Origin of the sequence: Maribellus comscasis (assembly GCF_009762775.1) — a bacterium.
In the GTDB taxonomy this organism is placed as follows: domain Bacteria; phylum Bacteroidota; class Bacteroidia; order Bacteroidales; family Prolixibacteraceae; genus Draconibacterium; species Draconibacterium comscasis.
Genome location: NZ_CP046401.1, coordinates 5403098 through 5419294 on the forward strand (window position 1 = coordinate 5403098; position 16197 = coordinate 5419294).

Annotated in this window: 12 protein-coding genes and 1 pseudogene; 1 reads left to right on the plus strand and 12 read right to left on the minus strand. The window is 37.8% G+C overall.

The features are described from left to right. Positions 1-10: 10 nt before the first annotated feature. The 6 genes from GM418_RS21860 to GM418_RS21885 form a co-directional block, all read right to left on the minus strand. Positions 11-562 (minus strand): TlpA family protein disulfide reductase, encoded by a 552-nt coding sequence (locus GM418_RS21860; RefSeq protein ID WP_158869342.1) that lies wholly within the window; start codon positions 560-562, stop codon positions 11-13. After that, entirely contained in the window at positions 559-1290 is a 732-nt protein-coding gene (locus GM418_RS21865) for a hypothetical protein (protein ID WP_158869343.1), read from the minus strand. The genes GM418_RS21860 and GM418_RS21865 overlap by 4 nt, the downstream gene beginning before the upstream one ends. Next, positions 1283-1945 (minus strand): ATP-binding cassette domain-containing protein, encoded by a 663-nt coding sequence (locus GM418_RS21870; protein WP_158869344.1) that lies wholly within the window; start codon positions 1943-1945, stop codon positions 1283-1285. Before GM418_RS21870 ends, GM418_RS21865 begins: the two co-directional genes overlap by 8 nt. Before the next feature lie 4 nt (positions 1946-1949). Further along, a complete protein-coding gene (locus GM418_RS21875) occupies positions 1950-3521 on the minus strand; it encodes a carboxypeptidase-like regulatory domain-containing protein (RefSeq protein ID WP_158869345.1) in 1572 nt (523 codons plus the stop codon). Beyond that, positions 3518-4474, minus strand: coding sequence for a FecR family protein (locus GM418_RS21880; protein WP_158869346.1), 957 nt, complete (start codon positions 4472-4474; stop codon positions 3518-3520). Before GM418_RS21880 ends, GM418_RS21875 begins: the two co-directional genes overlap by 4 nt. 61 nt (positions 4475-4535) lie before the next feature. Beyond that, a complete protein-coding gene (locus GM418_RS21885; RefSeq protein ID WP_158869347.1) occupies positions 4536-5099 on the minus strand; it encodes an RNA polymerase sigma factor in 564 nt (187 codons plus the stop codon). A 96-nt stretch (positions 5100-5195) separates the two neighbouring features. Between GM418_RS21885 and GM418_RS31715 the strand changes: the two are divergent. Beyond that, positions 5196-5918: pseudogene (locus tag GM418_RS31715) on the plus strand (RagB/SusD family nutrient uptake outer membrane protein). A 356-nt stretch (positions 5919-6274) separates the two neighbouring features. On the opposite strand, the gene GM418_RS21895 reads toward GM418_RS31715, so the two are convergent. The 6 genes from GM418_RS21895 to GM418_RS21920 form a co-directional block, all read right to left on the minus strand. Next, a complete protein-coding gene (locus GM418_RS21895) occupies positions 6275-7810 on the minus strand; it encodes a sulfatase family protein (RefSeq protein ID WP_158869348.1) in 1536 nt (511 codons plus the stop codon). A 12-nt stretch (positions 7811-7822) separates the two neighbouring features. Then, positions 7823-9175, minus strand: a complete 1353-nt coding sequence (locus tag GM418_RS21900; RefSeq protein WP_158869349.1) for a sulfatase-like hydrolase/transferase — start codon at positions 9173-9175, stop codon at positions 7823-7825. Positions 9176-9256: 81 nt separating this feature from the next. Then, the gene (locus GM418_RS21905; protein WP_158869350.1) at positions 9257-10753 is read right to left on the minus strand and encodes a RagB/SusD family nutrient uptake outer membrane protein; all 1497 of its coding nucleotides are present in this window, start codon (positions 10751-10753) and stop codon (positions 9257-9259) included. Between the two features lie 11 nt (positions 10754-10764). Beyond that, on the minus strand, positions 10765-14154 hold the full coding sequence (locus tag GM418_RS21910) for a TonB-dependent receptor (RefSeq protein WP_158869351.1): 3390 nt from the start codon (positions 14152-14154) through the stop codon (positions 10765-10767). A 159-nt stretch (positions 14155-14313) separates the two neighbouring features. After that, positions 14314-15303, minus strand: a complete 990-nt coding sequence (locus tag GM418_RS21915) for a FecR family protein (RefSeq protein WP_158869352.1) — start codon at positions 15301-15303, stop codon at positions 14314-14316. A 91-nt stretch (positions 15304-15394) separates the two neighbouring features. Then, positions 15395-15997, minus strand: coding sequence for an RNA polymerase sigma-70 factor (locus tag GM418_RS21920; RefSeq protein WP_158869353.1), 603 nt, complete (start codon positions 15995-15997; stop codon positions 15395-15397). Positions 15998-16197: the final 200 nt, after the last annotated feature.

The window sequence follows — 16197 nt, forward strand, 5'->3', positions numbered from 1 at the left end:
TTTTTGCTAATTAGTGTATTGACATAAGGATTGAGTCCATTTTTATGATGGTTTCCTCTGAAAAGCCTTGTTCAAAAAGCAGTAATTTGCCGTTATGGATGATAATATTTGTGGGAAGTAATTCCGGGTAGCGGCCTTTTTTTATTCCAGGTTTCGGATTAAGTTGAAACAAATAATTCATCAATCGTTTGTTCTCGTATAGCGGAAAATAACGCGGCTCGTTTTTTTGAAGTTCCACCCATTTTTCCACATCTTTTTCTGTCTCGTCGGTAATGGAAAGGAAAAGCGTATTTTCGTTTTCGTATTTATCTACCAGTTTATTTAACAGCGGAATTTCTTTTTGGCACGGACCGCACCAGGTTGCCCATAAATTAAGAACCAAGGTTTGCGCACCCGCTTCGTCGCTTAAAAACTCATCGCGTTCCAATTCTTTGCGAATGGGGTCGTCAATATTTACCAACTGATTATAAAATCGGAAGGTTTTCCATTCGGTTATTTTGTTGTTCATAACAAGAAAAACAATGAAAATGAGGGCAACAACAATTGGATATTTGGTTTTCATACGAACATTCTTTTTTGGATGGAGAAATGGAGAATTATCAGGAAAATAAAAGTGTAGCCGGCGACGAGCAATACTTGTTTTGTTCCGAGTAAATTTTCGGAAATAATTTGTTTGCAAGCTTGAAGCGGAAGAAAATCTCCGGCTGCCGATTCTGTTTTTCGATGAATAAAATGAACCAGCCATCCTTCCAGCAGCCAATAAACCAGAATGGGAAGCGCCATCACCGGATTTGGGCGCGCAAAAGCAATTGCCAGAGCGATAAAACCGGTTGCTGCTAAATATAAAAATTGCGAAATCAAAGCATTGTAGTCGGTATTCAGAATTAGTTGCAAGGGATTTGTTCCTTTAAAAAAGCTGAGTGAAGCATAGCAAATAAAATTAAGCAGCATAAACGAAAATGCATACACTCCAACTTGTAAAATGGTATAAAAAAATAGTTTGTGGCGTGGCCAACCCAAAAGCAACAGCATTTTGTAATAGCCCGAATTAATGAGATGAATGGAACGTTGCAACACCCAAAAAATAAAAAAAAGTGCAGGCAATGTTGATTGACTTGCCTGAATCGATATGAACTCCGCAAGAGCGGCGCCGTCCAGTTGTTTTTTGCCAGCCCCGTACCAATAGTTGAGGAAAGCAAGAAAAAATAGTGCCAGCAACAAAACGGTGGCCGGAAGAATTTGCTTTTTATTTTTGAATAATTTTAATTCTATGCTCAGCATTTTATTCATTCTTTAGGATATTGATAATTGTTTCGTTGAAATTGTCCGTTGAGTTGCGCAGAACAGTGCTTGTTAAAATTCCTTCTTTCATAATAAAACAGGCTGTTGCCTGGAAATTAATTTCGTTTAGTAAATGCGTTGAAAGAAAAATAGTTTTTCTTTTTTCAATCAATTCCTGAATAACCTGGTTTAGTAGTTTTATTCCCAGCGGATCGAGGCCGTTAAAAGGTTCGTCCCACAATAAGTAATTCGGATTTCCAAGCATCGAAAGCGCGAGGCTTAATCGTTTTTTCATTCCTGTTGAAAGGGCTTTGAACGCTTTTTCTTGTGCCGGCCAAATTTCCCAAAGTAGGAGTAACTTTTTTATTTCTTCAAAAGAGGTTTGTTTTATTTTTCTGGCAATTTCTGCAATTTCAAGAACACTCAGCGAAGGTTCTGTAATAAATGGCTCTGTGGAAATTCCCATCTGTTTTCGGCGCAAATCGGCATCTTTAAAATTGTTTAATTCTATATATCCTTTGTTTTGTGCAATTAATCCGCAAATGATATTAAAAAGCGTTGTTTTGCCAGAGCCGTTGTCGCCAACAAAAAGGTAGAGCCCCGGTTCTGAAATTTCTAAACTAAAGTCTTTTACAGCTGTGTAACTTCCAAACTTTTTTGTCAAATTATTAATTTTCAGCGTGGTTCGATGAGTTTTCTTCAAATTGAATATCCAGTGACTTTTCCCATTCCATTTCTTGTATAAATTTCTCCTCTAGCGGATTTTCTTTCAAAATGTTAAAGTCTTTCCAAAATTCGGGATGATAAGGATAAACGGTTTTGTAGGAGTTTTCTTCTCTGTCCAGTTTCTCGCGGTACCTTATTTTATCCATTTCTTTTTTGTTGGTGACAACCTTGGAGATCAGAAGTACATATCCGGCTAGTTGTCTTTCTTTTACAATTTTCTCATTTTCGAGAGCTTCCGGATTTTTATAAATCATAAATTTTCCATTTGGAGAAGTTGTACCACGTTTATATTTCAAAAAATATTTGCCATTTATTTTTTGGTAAGTCGTTTCAGACTTGCTGAGAATTGATTCTTCTTTGCCACTAAATTTTTTTGAATGTTCTCCAAAGAATTTCAACCAACTCTCAATTTTTAGAATTGCCCAGTCTTTTGAATTTATATAAATATATCCGGCACTTTCTGAATTTTTACTTTCAGAGGCTCTTGTTCCATCTGGCCATAAGACATTATATATGAATTTTATTTTATACACTTTAATGGAATCCAACCATTCAAAACCGGCGAATTCATATAGGAAATTTTCATAATCGGTAAGTGGAGAATACCACCAGTCAGAGCGATAACTTCTTACGGCATTACTATAACTTTTATAGATCATATTTCGGTGTCCAAAATATTTATCCATTGCAGTTATAAACCCTTCCTCTTTTTTGCTTCTTGGAACAAGGTAGTTTGTGCTCCTTCTAATTTCCTGAATTTGAATACGGGTAGTTTCAGTTGGCTTGTTAATTCCTTTGTCTTCAATTAAAAGGGCAGCTTCAATGAGTTGAGAAGCCACCGTGTCGCGATAATTTGTATTGCGGTAAAAAGCTTCCATTTGCGAAGTTGTGTGGGCATAATTTCTTTTAATATTTTTCACCGCCCGCTTTACAATATCTACAGCTTCTGTGCCCGAAGGAAGTACGTAAATGTCGCTTAACGTGTAAGGTCTTGGCTGCATTTTTATCACAAGACTTTCATCATCAGAATTTGTGATGTTTATTTTGTTATGTTCGTAACCCAGAAATGAAAACAATGCCAGACTTCCTGCAAAACGGCCCTGTATTTTGAAATCGAATTCTCCGTTGGTGTTGGTAATCGTTCCGGTTCCGGCTTTTTCAATTAAAATATTTGCATACGGAAGAAACTCTCCGGTTTCTGCATCCACAACTTTTCCTTGTAAATGAATAAATGCCGGTATTTTTGATGTAATAATTAAATGCGTATTTGTTTGAGTTATTTTTGAATTCAGTAAATTCTGCAACTGCGCTAAACACGAATCAATATTTGCACTGAATGAAAAGTCGGTACTATCTGAAAGCGAAACTAAATCCGGGCTATAACTGAGTTCCAGATGTTCTTTTACCGCAATTTCTTCCAATACATTCAGATAGGTAGTTTTTGAACCGGTTTGTGCGTTTCCGGTAATTGTAACAATGGGAATTATAATGAATAACAAGAAAATTATTTTCATGGCTTTTTTATTACATAAGTATTTTCATTTTTTTCATATGAAAAATCGAGTGTAAGACATATCGTTTTTATAATATTTTCAAGACTGTAATTGCTATTGAACTGTCCTGAATATTTGAGTGCCCCGGCGTTTTTATCGTTTAATTCTATTTTTTTATTGAAGTGTTGTTCGAGTGTTTTTAAAACTTCAGATAAGGGCATGTTCGAAAAATTGAATCTTCCCGAAAGCCACGAATTGCTGTTTTGTTGCTGATTTATTTCTTCGCTCAGCTTTTTCGTTTTTGCGTTCCATGTTCCGATTTCGTTTTTTGTAAGAATTAATTTTTTACCGGAAAATAAGCTTCCGGAATTAAACGCAACTTTTCCTTCGTCAACCGTCACTTTTTCTGTGCTGGGATTATCTGCTTCAACTAAAAATTTTGTTCCCAGAACTTCAACTTTTGTATGTTGAGTTTTTATTTGAAATGGTTTTCCCGGTTTTTTGGTAATTTCAAAATATGCGGTTCCATTTAGTTTTACATCACGTTCATTTTTTTTGAAAGTTTTTGGATAGCTAAGACACGCATTTTTAGCTAAGATTACTTTTGAACTGTCGGGTAAAAAAACAATCTGGCGTTGTTGAGCAACAATTTCTGTCCGGTTATTTGGCTCCTGAATTTGTAAAACCAATTGAGTTGCCAGAGCCAATAGCAATAGTGCAGCTGCAGCCCTCCAAACAATATGTTTTGTTTTTCCGGATTGAATACGCTTATTCACTTTTTCCAGTCCTTCTTTCGCGTCGGGATTAAAATCAATTTTTAATTTGCCTGTCGCCGTGTATGTTTTTCTGAGTTCTTCAAACTGTTGCCGGTTTTCTTTTGATGACGAAAGCCATGCGTCAAGCTCTTCTTTTTCTTTTTCCGAAAGTTTGTTTTCAAAAGACTGAATGATTCGATGTATTGGAATCTGCTCCATTGTTTTTTATTACAATGAACCTTCCCAAAAAAGAAACCCCTAAAGTTTATCGAAAATTTTGCTAAAGAATGATAAAAAGTAAAGTTGCAGGGATTAAATGTAAGAATGGTTTTACTTCTTCCCTTAATTTTGAAATGGCGATGGCGACTTGATTCTCAACCGTTTTGATTGATATGCCCAAATATTCCGCAATTTCTTTTTGAGTTAAACCTTCTAGTTTGTTGAGGATGAAAATCTGTCTGCACCTTTCAGGAAGCTTTTGGATAGCCTTGTTCAGGTAGGGTGTAATCGTGGAATAATCTTCCGGCTCTTCCTGAGTTAATTTGAAATTTGCGAGGTACTCTGATAAGTATTTTTTACGCGTGTTTTTTTGTCGAATTAATTTCATCGATTCATAATAAACCGATTTAAAAAGAAAAGCTTTAATGTCCTCAGGGTCTTCCAGTTTTTTTCGGTTTTCCCAAAGCCTGACAAAGAACTTTTGAACAACCTCTTCCGAGTCGTTGGTATCATGTACAAAAGTCAGTGAAAAACGGCACATGTTTTTGTAGTAACGCAAAAACAACTGGTCAAACGCTTTTTTGTTGCCTGAAGTTAATTTTTTGAAAAGTTCGGTGTCGGTCACTTTTTGAAATAAAAACAAATATGTAGAATACTGTTCATATTTCCAATTTACGAGATAGCTTTTAGAACAGGAGATCCATTAACCAAAGATTTAGACTTGTATTCTGTAGCAGAAGGTGACAGTACTTCTCTATTACACCGCAATAGGGAAGCTCGTTTTTACGCCAACGTGGGATATGATAGAGGGGAATATGATATAAATGGAGAAACTCAGATTTTATATTTACGTGGTGGTGAATTACATGGGAGTACATTAAACACATCTAACGAATACCAATCATGCACCGGTTACCTGAATAAAAGATACATACACAAGGAACTTCTTTATGATGAAACATCCAATTCAATCACCTACCGCGAAGAGGTATATCCATATATACGACTTGCGGAATTATACCTTAGTTATGCTGAGGCTGATTTTGAGTATAATGGAAGCTTAAGTTCTGAGAGTTTGTCATATATTAATAAAGTTCGTGCTCGTTGTGCACTACCTATTTTTGAAGATTCCTGGGCTCTTGTAGGTGGCATCCCAACTGGTGATAAATTGCGTGAAATTATTCATTAGGAACGTTCTATTGAATTCTTATGCGAATGACGACGTTATCATGACCTTCGACGTTGGAAAGAAGCAGAAGAAGTTATGAATGCAACCCCAAAAGCATGGAATCTTGATGCCTCAACGGCAAATGAGTTTTATACTATTTCGACTATGCCTGAAACCAGCACGCGCATATTTGAACACCCAAAAACAAACTGGTTAGCAATCCCTATAGAGGAATTAAATATAAATTACAATTTAGTGCAAAATCCTGGATATTAGAAATAAACTCAAAATATAAAGTATCAAAAGTTATTCGCTAAAAAGAGAGAATGATATTTAAAGATTATGAAACAATATTTTTATATCGTTCTTTCTAAAAATGTGTTGAGTGCAATAGAGGACCAATGAGGTGTGTCTTATTTATTTGCATTTTTACACATAAGCCCTTGGGAATATAAAATGGTATTAAAATTGAACGTATTGGCTGTGAAACTCTCGAAGCAGGCAGGCATCACGGTAAAAGAGGGGAGAATGAAATGAAATCTGTTCTTTTGACGTTAATAGTAACTCTGTCAACGCACGTAACCTTTACAAATAGGTATTTGGGGGTGAATTAACAGTAAAAGACAATTATTTTATTCGTCCAGCCAGTTCAGTTGAGGCCATTTTCCGGGGCCGTCGTTGGTTTGTGGGCTGCCTGCTGTGCTCCGCCCTTTTTCAATATAGTCTGACAGAAGGTCTCTGTATTCTTTTACAATTTCAGGATGTTCTGCCTGAAGGTTGCTTTGTTCTTCAATATCATTTTTTAGGTTATATAACTGAACCTGTGGGAGTTGTTTTAAGACTTCATCGTCTTTTCCGGGACGCGGATAGCTCCACCCTCCGGATCCGGGACAGAGCGCCAGTTTCCATTCTCCTTTTCGGATGGCAAACATGCCGTTGATGGAATGATGGACGATTGCTTCACGAACCGGTTTGCCCGACTCTATTTTCAATGCTGGCAACAAGCTGAAACTGTCTTCCGCTACATTGTCGCCGTATGCGATTCCCAGCAAATCAGCAACAGTGGCAAACAGGTCGGTTGTACAAACCATCTGGTTGCTTATAGCAGGTTTTATTTTGTTGGGAAACTGAACAATATAAGGCACCCTGTGCCCTCCTTCAAAAATATCGGCTTTGGTACCTCTGAACACATAGCTGGGATTATGGCCTTTAGTAGCTAGTTGTTCGAAATTGGCCATCGGAGAACATCCGTTATCACTGGTGAAGAAGAGAATTGTATTGTTTGTAATTTGTTCTTCTTCAAGTTGCTGGCTGATCTCACCTACTATGTGGTCGACCATCAAAACAAAATCCGCATAAGGATTTTCCAATCCGCTTTTTCCTTGAAAACCGGGAGTTGGCAAAATAGGAGTGTGCGGGGCAGATAAAGGTAAATAAAGGAAAAACGGCTTTTCTTTATTTGCACGGGTATGAATAAAGGTCTTTGCCTTATCTGCAATATTATTCAAAACCAGCTCGTGGTCAAAATCGTCAGAAGTAAGCCCCTCTCTCCAAAAATCCTGTCCTTTTTCCCTGACTGTTGTTTTTGTAGGAACCATGGTCGGTGCGTCGTTTTCAACCCACACATAGGGAGGCATATCAAGCGAACCACAAAAGCCATAAAAATAGTCGAAACCTAACGTCGTTGGTCCTCCGGTTATTTTTTTCGAGAAATCGACACTGTTATTCCCTTTTTCTATAGAGTTCCATGTCCAGCCCAAATGCCATTTTCCGATACATCCGGTTTGATATCCGTTTTTTTGCAGAAAGGAGGCGACGGTCTCGCGTTCACGGGGAATCAACGCCTCGCTGTATCCATTTAGTACACCTTTTTTCAGAGTTGAACGCCAGTTGTAACGGCCGGTCAGAATGCCATAACGGGTTGGCGTGCATACGGCCGAACTTGTGTGTGCATCAGTAAATCTAACTCCCTGTTGTGCAAGTTGATCGATATTAGGAGTCTGGATTTTTGAATTTTCATTAAAGCTTGAAACATCACCGTAGCCCAAATCGTCAGCAAGAATAAAAACAATGTTGGGCTTACTGTTTTCTGTGGTTGATGGGGTTGGTGTAACGCAGGCAGTCATCGAAATTATTGTCAACGACCACAATAGATTTTTGATTATCATTGGTTTAATAGTTTATGAAATTTTTTTTACGTCCTTATTGACTTCAATTATCCATTGTTCAAGTTTCAGGGATAATTTTTTTACAATTTCAGGATAATTCCCTGCTATATTGTTTTTTTCTTCTATATCAAGTTCCAGATTATATAGCTCAGGTTTTTTCTCTTTCCCGGGAATGACAAGTTTCCATATTCCATCTCTCACGGCATACTCTTGTGCATGTTGCCAGAATACCATCCGGGAATGAAGTGGTTCATCGTGTACGAGATGAGCATCGATGCTGACTCCATCAATTGCTTTTGAATAATTGATCCCCGCCAGTTTTAAGATTGTGGGAAAAAGATCCATTGACAGAACTGTTTCATTGCTTAAAACTCCTTCAGGTATATGTCCGGGCCATTGTATTATAGCCGGTACGCGATGACCACCTTCCCACACCGAACCTTTGAAACCCCTTAATTTACCGTTGTTCCCAATTTGAGGAGCTCCGTTATCTGAGAAAAAAATAACTACTGTATTTTCATATAACCCATAATTTTTTAATGTATTTAAAACACTGCCAATATCTTCGTCCATGATTTCGATCATTGTTTTATATATGGCTGATGGATTTTTTTCTGACCCATGAGGTCGAAAATCTATTCCATTCTTTCCGCCCGGAGATCGATCTGCCCTGGAGTTTCTGTCCTGGTATGGATAGTGAGGTGCCTCATGGGCAATGTACAGGAAAAAAGGTTCAGACTGGTGCCTTGAAATAAAGTTATTGGCGTTTTGGGTTATAAGGTCGGTCGAATACCCTTCTTCGGGGGTCAATGTACCTGCTTTCCACCAATCGGCGTATCCTTCCTGATCGACATGCGAATGATAATCAATATTTCCGCTGATATAACCTGAAAATTCATCAAAGCCCTGGTGTACCGGATTAAATTTTTCGGGATAACCTAAGTGCCATTTCCCGAAGATGCCTGTTGAATAGCCAGCTTCTCTTAGTACTTCTGCAATTGTATTTTCGTTTAAAGCCAAGCCCGAATCGCGGTGTCCTTTGGCGGTAATAACTCCGTTAATGCCTGTGCGTTGCTGGTATTTACCTGTCATTAGCGCTGCACGGGTGGGGCTGCAAACTGCTCCGTTTGAATGAAAGTCAGTGAAGCGTATCCCTTCTTTTGCCATCTGGTCAAGAGTTGGTGTCAGAATACGTTTGTTCCCGTAGCAACCAATGTCCCCATATCCGAGGTCATCAGCTAAAATAATAATAAAATTGGGCTTTTTTTGAGTATTTTGATGTGGAAGAGCGGGGCTATTCCACCGGGCAAATCCATTTAGGAAAGAAGAGAAAATGAGTAGTTTTATCAAAAAATACTTTTTCATACAAGAGCAATAATTTAAATTATAACCTTAAAATCAGAAACAAGATATAACTCCTGTTTCTGATTTTACCTTAACACTGAATTAATACCCCGAATTTTGTTCCCCTAAACTCGCATTATTTACAAATTCAGAACTTGGGATAGGAAACAAAAAATAATCTTTTCCGGTTAAAGGATGGGTAATTAGTTTTTCACCCGGAAATGTAAGATTTAAATAGTCCATTTGGTTTTGGATTGTTTCCTGAAGGATTCCCCAGCGGTTCAAATCAAAGTACCTTTTTGCTTCGAAAGCCAGTTCTATCCTTTTTTCTTTTCTCAAAGCAGTCCGGAAAGTTGCCTGATCAGGTAAATCAATAGATGAGAGAGCAGTTAGCCCTGCATTGGTTCGTGTCATATTTAACAAATCAAAAGCCTCCCCGTCGGCTTCATAACCCAACTCATTTAATATTTCTGCCCGTACTAATAGTATCTCTGCATAGCGAATCAACGGAAAATTCCATGTGCTTTTTCCTTCAGAGTCACTTGTATTATAATATTTATTAACAAAATAGAGGCTCCCATCCGGCTGGGAAGCATCGATGAAATTAGCCAACCCATAAGTTTTAATGATGACATCTTTCCTTAAATCCCCTGATTCGAAAAGCTGGACAAAACCATCACCTGAAGATAGTCCTCCTCCTTCTCCATTAAAATTATCATCGGTTGGTAAAGGCGAAGCTAAGCCATTATAGTCAGAAGGTGCGTAATTATCGCTTTTACTTGTGGTGGTTGAACTTATTGATCCTCCAAATTGTGTTTCAAAAAATACCTGATCTCCATTCTCTTGTGTGCCGTTAAAATTGGCGGCATAATCAGATAATAAATTTCCTTTATCCAATAATTCAGCCGTTAATTCGTTCGCTTCATCATATTCTTCCAGTTCCAGGTGGACAATTGCTTTTAATGCGCTGGCTGCATAAGAGGTTGCCCGTCCTACCTCCATTCCGGTTTCGCCTGTATAAACTGTTGGTAGCAAATCGATAGCATCATTCAGGTCTGTTTTTATCTGTGTATATACATCTGAAATTGATGCCCTGGGCTGTTCTGCATCTTCCCGGGTTTCAATTTCTTCCACAATCAACGGAACTCCTCCCATCAGCCTTGCCAGGTTAAAATAATACAAAGCCCTCAGAAATTTTGCCTGTCCTTTTATCGCATTTTCCATTGTAGTGCTTGAAAAATCTTCTACCCTTTCGATGTTACTAAGAACGGTATTTGCACGGGTAATGCCTGTATAGCTTTGCGACCAAATACTTTCGATATAACTGGCATCTGCATCAAGTATATACAAATCTGCTTCTGTTTCTTTTCGCCATGTCCAGCCGTCATCGCTTGCCATTGTTACTACAAAATCCAGATTAGAGTCATAAATACTCATTAGTGGTTCATAAGCTCCTGTAATCGTTGTGATAATTCCATCTTCGGTAGAAATTAAATCTTCCAGGGCTGCTTGTCCGTTCAATGATGGTTCGAGAATATCCTCACAGCCGATAGTTAAAATGAGTCCTAAACTCAGGATTATATATTTTAAATTCTTCATTTTTTATGTATTTAAAATGTTAATTGAACAGCTAATGATACCAATCTTGTGGGAGGATAAGGCGTAAAATCCATTCCGGCAGATAGCAGGCTGGACTGGCTTGAGGCTTCAGGATCAAGTCCTAAATAATTCGTGAGAGTAATTATGTTGGTTCCTGTTAATGTTACCCTCGCCGAGCTAAATATTTTTTGATTTAACAAACGAGGAGGCAAATCATAGGAGAGCCTTACATTTTTTAATTTTAAATAAGCAGCATCTTCCAAATAACGTGTTGATACCATGGTTGCCAGGGTTGTCGTTGTTCCTCCTTGCGATGGTCTTGGATTTTTATTCGTGGGGTTGTCTTCTGTCCAGAAATCAGCTACTTCTGCAAAATTCTGTACAAAGGGAACGCCTCTTGAAAATAAGTTCCGGGCTGTATTGTACAATTTGTACCCCCCCGCAAATTCAATCAGAAACGACAAAGAGAACTGTTTGTGGGAAAATGTGTTATCTATTCCTCCAAAGAATTTGGGATGTGGGCTGCCAACAAAAGCCTTATCCTCTTCGTCCAATTCTCCGTTATTGTTTAAATCGGCATATTTGGGATCGCCGGGAACTGCCCCACTATACCAGGCAGCAGCTTCTTCCTCTTCTCCTAATTGCCAGTTGCCGATATATTGGTACATATAAAATCCTCCGACAACATGGCCTGCTCTTGTCAGGTTAGGTGATTGGCTGGATAGTGAAATACTTGTACCTTGTATCTCCAATGGTTCTCCTAAAGAATTCGTTCCGATATCGAGTACTTTGTTTTTATTATAGGAAATATTGAAATTTGTTGTCCATGAGAATTGTCGTTGCGCAATGTTCTTTGTATTTATAGAAAATTCAAAACCTGAATTTTTTAATGAGCCCAGGTTTACCGTAAGATCCTCACTTACTCCTGACGTCATGGGAAGAGGCACTGAAACCAGAAGATCTTTTGATTTTTTATTATAATAATCCAATGAACTGTAGATTCTTCCATTAAATAATGAGATATCTATCCCCGCATCGAATTGTACAGTTGCTTCCCATTTTAAATCCGATGTTCCTATGTTGGAAGCAGCATTACCTACAGAAGTATCGTTCCCGAAAATATAATTAGCAGATTCTGACTTACTTATGAAAGCAAAATCTCCAATGTTTTGATTTCCGGTAAGCCCGTAGCTTGTACGAAGTTTTAGGTCATCAATAAGTTTGTTTGACTGAAAAAAGCTTTCTTCTGAAATTCTCCACGCAAAGGATGCTGAAGGGAAAATACCATAGCGGTTGTCTGAGCCGAATTTTGAGGAACCGTCCCGCCTGACGGTACCGGTAACTAAATATTTATTTGCAAAATTGTAATTCAGGCGTACGAATGTCGACAGAAGCCCTGCCGTTACATCAGAACTGCTTGCACTAAAATCTGTCTGGTTCGAAAGCTGATTCAGACTGTTGTCAATCGTGCCGGTACCTGTTGTACTGCTGGATTTGGCGATATATTGCTGGGCGGAGAATCCGGCAAGGGCTTTGATTTCATGGTTGTCGATTTTTGTCTGATAATCTAAAGTCAAATCACCTACCCAATTAATTTGCTGATAAGAGCCAACCGTAACACTGCCTTCTGTTCGACTATATCTTCCAATGGAATAAACAGGAAGATAGGTGTAATTGTATCCCGATAAGATATCACTGCCAAAATTACCTGAAAGGATAAGCCCTTTCTTTAACGTAATGTCTAATTTTGCATTTCCTAAGATTCTGGACAAATCCCTTTCCCTGGTTGGCAGAAGTAAATTAATTAAGGGATTTTCGTTTGCACCAAAATACGGAGCAGCGGTTGAATTGACCGCAGTTAATTCACCATTTTCATCGTAGGCTTCTGTATATGAATGCTGGTAAACAAAACTTCTAAAACCATTCGACCCCCAGCTATCGTTTTGTGCCACATTTTGTTTTTGATGGCTGCCTGTAAGATTTGTTGATAATTTTAACCAATCATTAATTTCGCTGTTGACGTTAATACGTAAGGACCATGACTGAAGATCGGTATTAAGTAAAGTCCCTTCTCTGTCTAGATAAGATAAGGACCCTGAATAATCTGTTTTTTCGGTTCCGCCACTAAAACCTAAATTGTAGTTTTGCCTGAAAGCTGTTCTCGTTCCCAGTTTCTGCCAATCGGTATCAATTTGCCAGATTTCATTATCCGGATCGTCGTAAACATCTGTTGAACGGCTGGAATTTGTAAAAGCTGCTAAAAATAACTGGCGTTGTTGTTCGGTATTCATAACATCATAGTTTTTTGTAATTTCCTCAATCCCGAAGTCAGCATCAAACGTTAAACGAGTTTTTCCTTTTTGCCCTTTCTTTGTTGTAATGATAAGAACGCCGTTGGCAGCTCTGGCCCCGTAAATTGCGGTTGCAGACGCATCTTTTAAAATGTCGATCGATTGAATATCTTTAGGGTTAATCGTAGAAAAACTGGAACTAAATAAAGGAACTCCATCAACTACAATCAACGGGTTGTTACTCCCGGTAACCGAACCTATGCCGCGAATTGATATGGTAAAATCTCCTGCCAGGTCACCTCCTGTTTGCCTGATTTGTACCCCGCTTGTACGTCCTTTTATGGCATCTTCGAAAGAAGAAACAGGGCGAGATTGTAGTACTTCCTCTGATACAGAAGCAACAGCTCCTGTCAGATCGCTCTTTTTCATCGTTCCATATCCAATCGCAACAACTTCTTCAATTCCGATAGCATCTTCTTCCATAATAATATCTATAGAGGATTTTCCCGAAACTGCCATTTCCTTGCTCCTCATCCCCACAAAAGAAAACTGCAAAATTGCATCATCGGAGATATTTGATAACGAATAATTACCACCGGCATCGGAGACAGTACCATTTGTTGTTCCTTTAACAACAACTGTTACTCCAGGAAGAGGAACTCCGGAAGAGTCAGTTATTTTTCCTGACACCGTTTTTTGTTGCTGCTGTTGATTAGCAAATTTTTCAGCAGGACGATTCTGAGGAATAATTATAATATGTTTGCCAACAGTTTGCGTTGTGATAGGCTCATTGGTAAAAAGCTGATTAATAATTGAGCCGATAGTTTCATCTTTTACTTTGATGTTTACTTTCCGGTTGACATCCACTTCGTTGTTATCGTACATAAACGAAAATTCGGAATGATCTTCAATATACAATAGTACATCTTTAATGCTTGCGTCTTTCAGGTTCAGGCTAAGTTTTGTTGCCTGTGCATAGGTGTTTTCTGCTAAACTGCTGAAAAGTCCAAAACCGCAGATAAGTATCAGCGTTAGTTTCATAGTTAGTACGAGTTTTAAAACTGAAGAGGGAATTCTGTTCGTCCTCTTCTTTTCATAATTTTTTTTCATAGTTTTGTTTTAGGTTTTTGCAGTATCGCTGAGCAGGTACAAGCGGCAATTTGTTTCTTTATCAGGATACTGTGATTAAATAATTTTTAGAAATACAGGCTTGCTTTTGGGCAAGTCTGTTTTTTGGTCTGTTAAGCTAAAACATAGGCAAAAAGGTTTTTAGTTCATATAAAATATTTTTACATCTTTCCCATTAATTTCATATTCAAGAGGAGTCATTATCTTCATCATTTCAAGCATTTCGCGTAATGATTCAGTTTTTATTCTGAAAGTATAATTGTGTTTTCCTTTCATTTTTTTGTCGATAGCGATATTTACGCCATACCAGCGTTCTAAGTATTTTATCGCTTCTTCCAACGGCGTGTTGTCAAAAATCAGTTCGTTGTTTTTCCACGCACATACCACTTCCGGGGAGTTATGGGTAAACTCAATTTTATTTGATTTTTTGTTGAGGGTGGCCTGGTCGCCCTTTATTAGCTGCTTTAATTCACCTGTTTTATCAGATATACCCACTTTTCCCTCCGAAACCGTAATTTCCTGAAAACTATCGTCGGGGTTGTTTTTTATGTTAAATGCTGTGCCGTAGACCACTACATTAAGAATTCCGGTTTTAACCCTGAATTTTTTTGACTTGTTTTTATGTACTTCAAAATACGCTTCTCCGTTTAATATTACTTCGCGCTCGTTTAAATTAAAATTTCCTTTATACTTCAAGGATGAACCGGAATTCAACCAAACGAATGAACTATCGGGTAAAACGATCATTGACTTTTGACCCAGAGGTGTAACTATTTCTGTATATTGTTGCAATAACTGATCCTTTCCCAGATTGAGTATAAACCAAAAAACGGAGAAAGCAACGAGCAAAATAGCAATTGCAGCGACATATTTTATTTTTGTAAAGAGTTGTATTACCGGTTTATTTGGGGGCGAAATTTTCTGGTTAATTTTTTGCCAGGCTTTTCCCATGTCCGGTCTTAACGGCTGTTGTATAGGATTCGTAACGGTATAAACATTAAATGCCTCGGACATCAGCTTTTCGTTTGCTTTATCTTCTTTTATCCAGGAGTTTAATTCAGCTATTTCCTCCGGTGTTGTCTGATTTTTGAAATATTTATCGATGATATGCCAAGGCGTATTTTGCTCCATACTTTTTACTTGTTACTAATAAGGCACGCGACTTTGTCGTTACCCCTATGTGGAAATGGTTTTTTATTGACAAATTTTTGAAAAAACGGATTTATACTTTAGAAAGGTTGAATAGCAAAACAAAGAAAAAAACAAATATCTCGTTGTAGTAAGGGCGAAGTATTTCCCGAAGGTTTTTTAGTGCCTTTCCCATCTGGTTTTCAACAGTTTTGACCGAAATACCCAGCTGTTCCGCAATTTCTTTGTATGAAAGTTCTTTTTCTTTGGCCATAATAAATATTTCGCGGCATTTTGGAGGTAAACTATCGATTGACCTTGTTATTACATCCTGAAGCCAACCGGCATCGATACTGTCTTCTGATATTTCGTCAAAATTATTTTCGGCAACCTTTCCCAGCTTTTCGTGGATATTTAACTTGGTTCTTTCATTGCGCAAATAATTAAGCCCTTTGTTTTTACTTGCCTTTAATAGGTATGATTTTACCGATGTGCTGATTTCGATATTTTTTCTTTTTTCCCAGAAATGAACATAAATGTCCTGCGCAATTTCTTCTGATATTTCAGGGTTTTGAATATAGAAATTTATCATGGTACAAAGCTCAGCATAGTATTTTTCAAAGAAGAAACGAAAAGCGTCTTTATCCCCCTGGGCCATGCGGTTAAAAATAAACAGCTCTTCATAATTCTTTTCCATTATTCTAGTAGTTCAATTGGGAAAGCTTCCTTGATTTGCTTGTCTTTTGGAAATCCTGTGAACAGGATTCCGGCCAAAAATAGAAAAAAAATGAGATTTATTAACTTAATCTTAAAAACAATATAATTCAATACATTTTAAGATCTTTTTTTACGGAAGATGGAAAAGAGTGGTTTTGTCTTCCGTTTATTCACTAATGG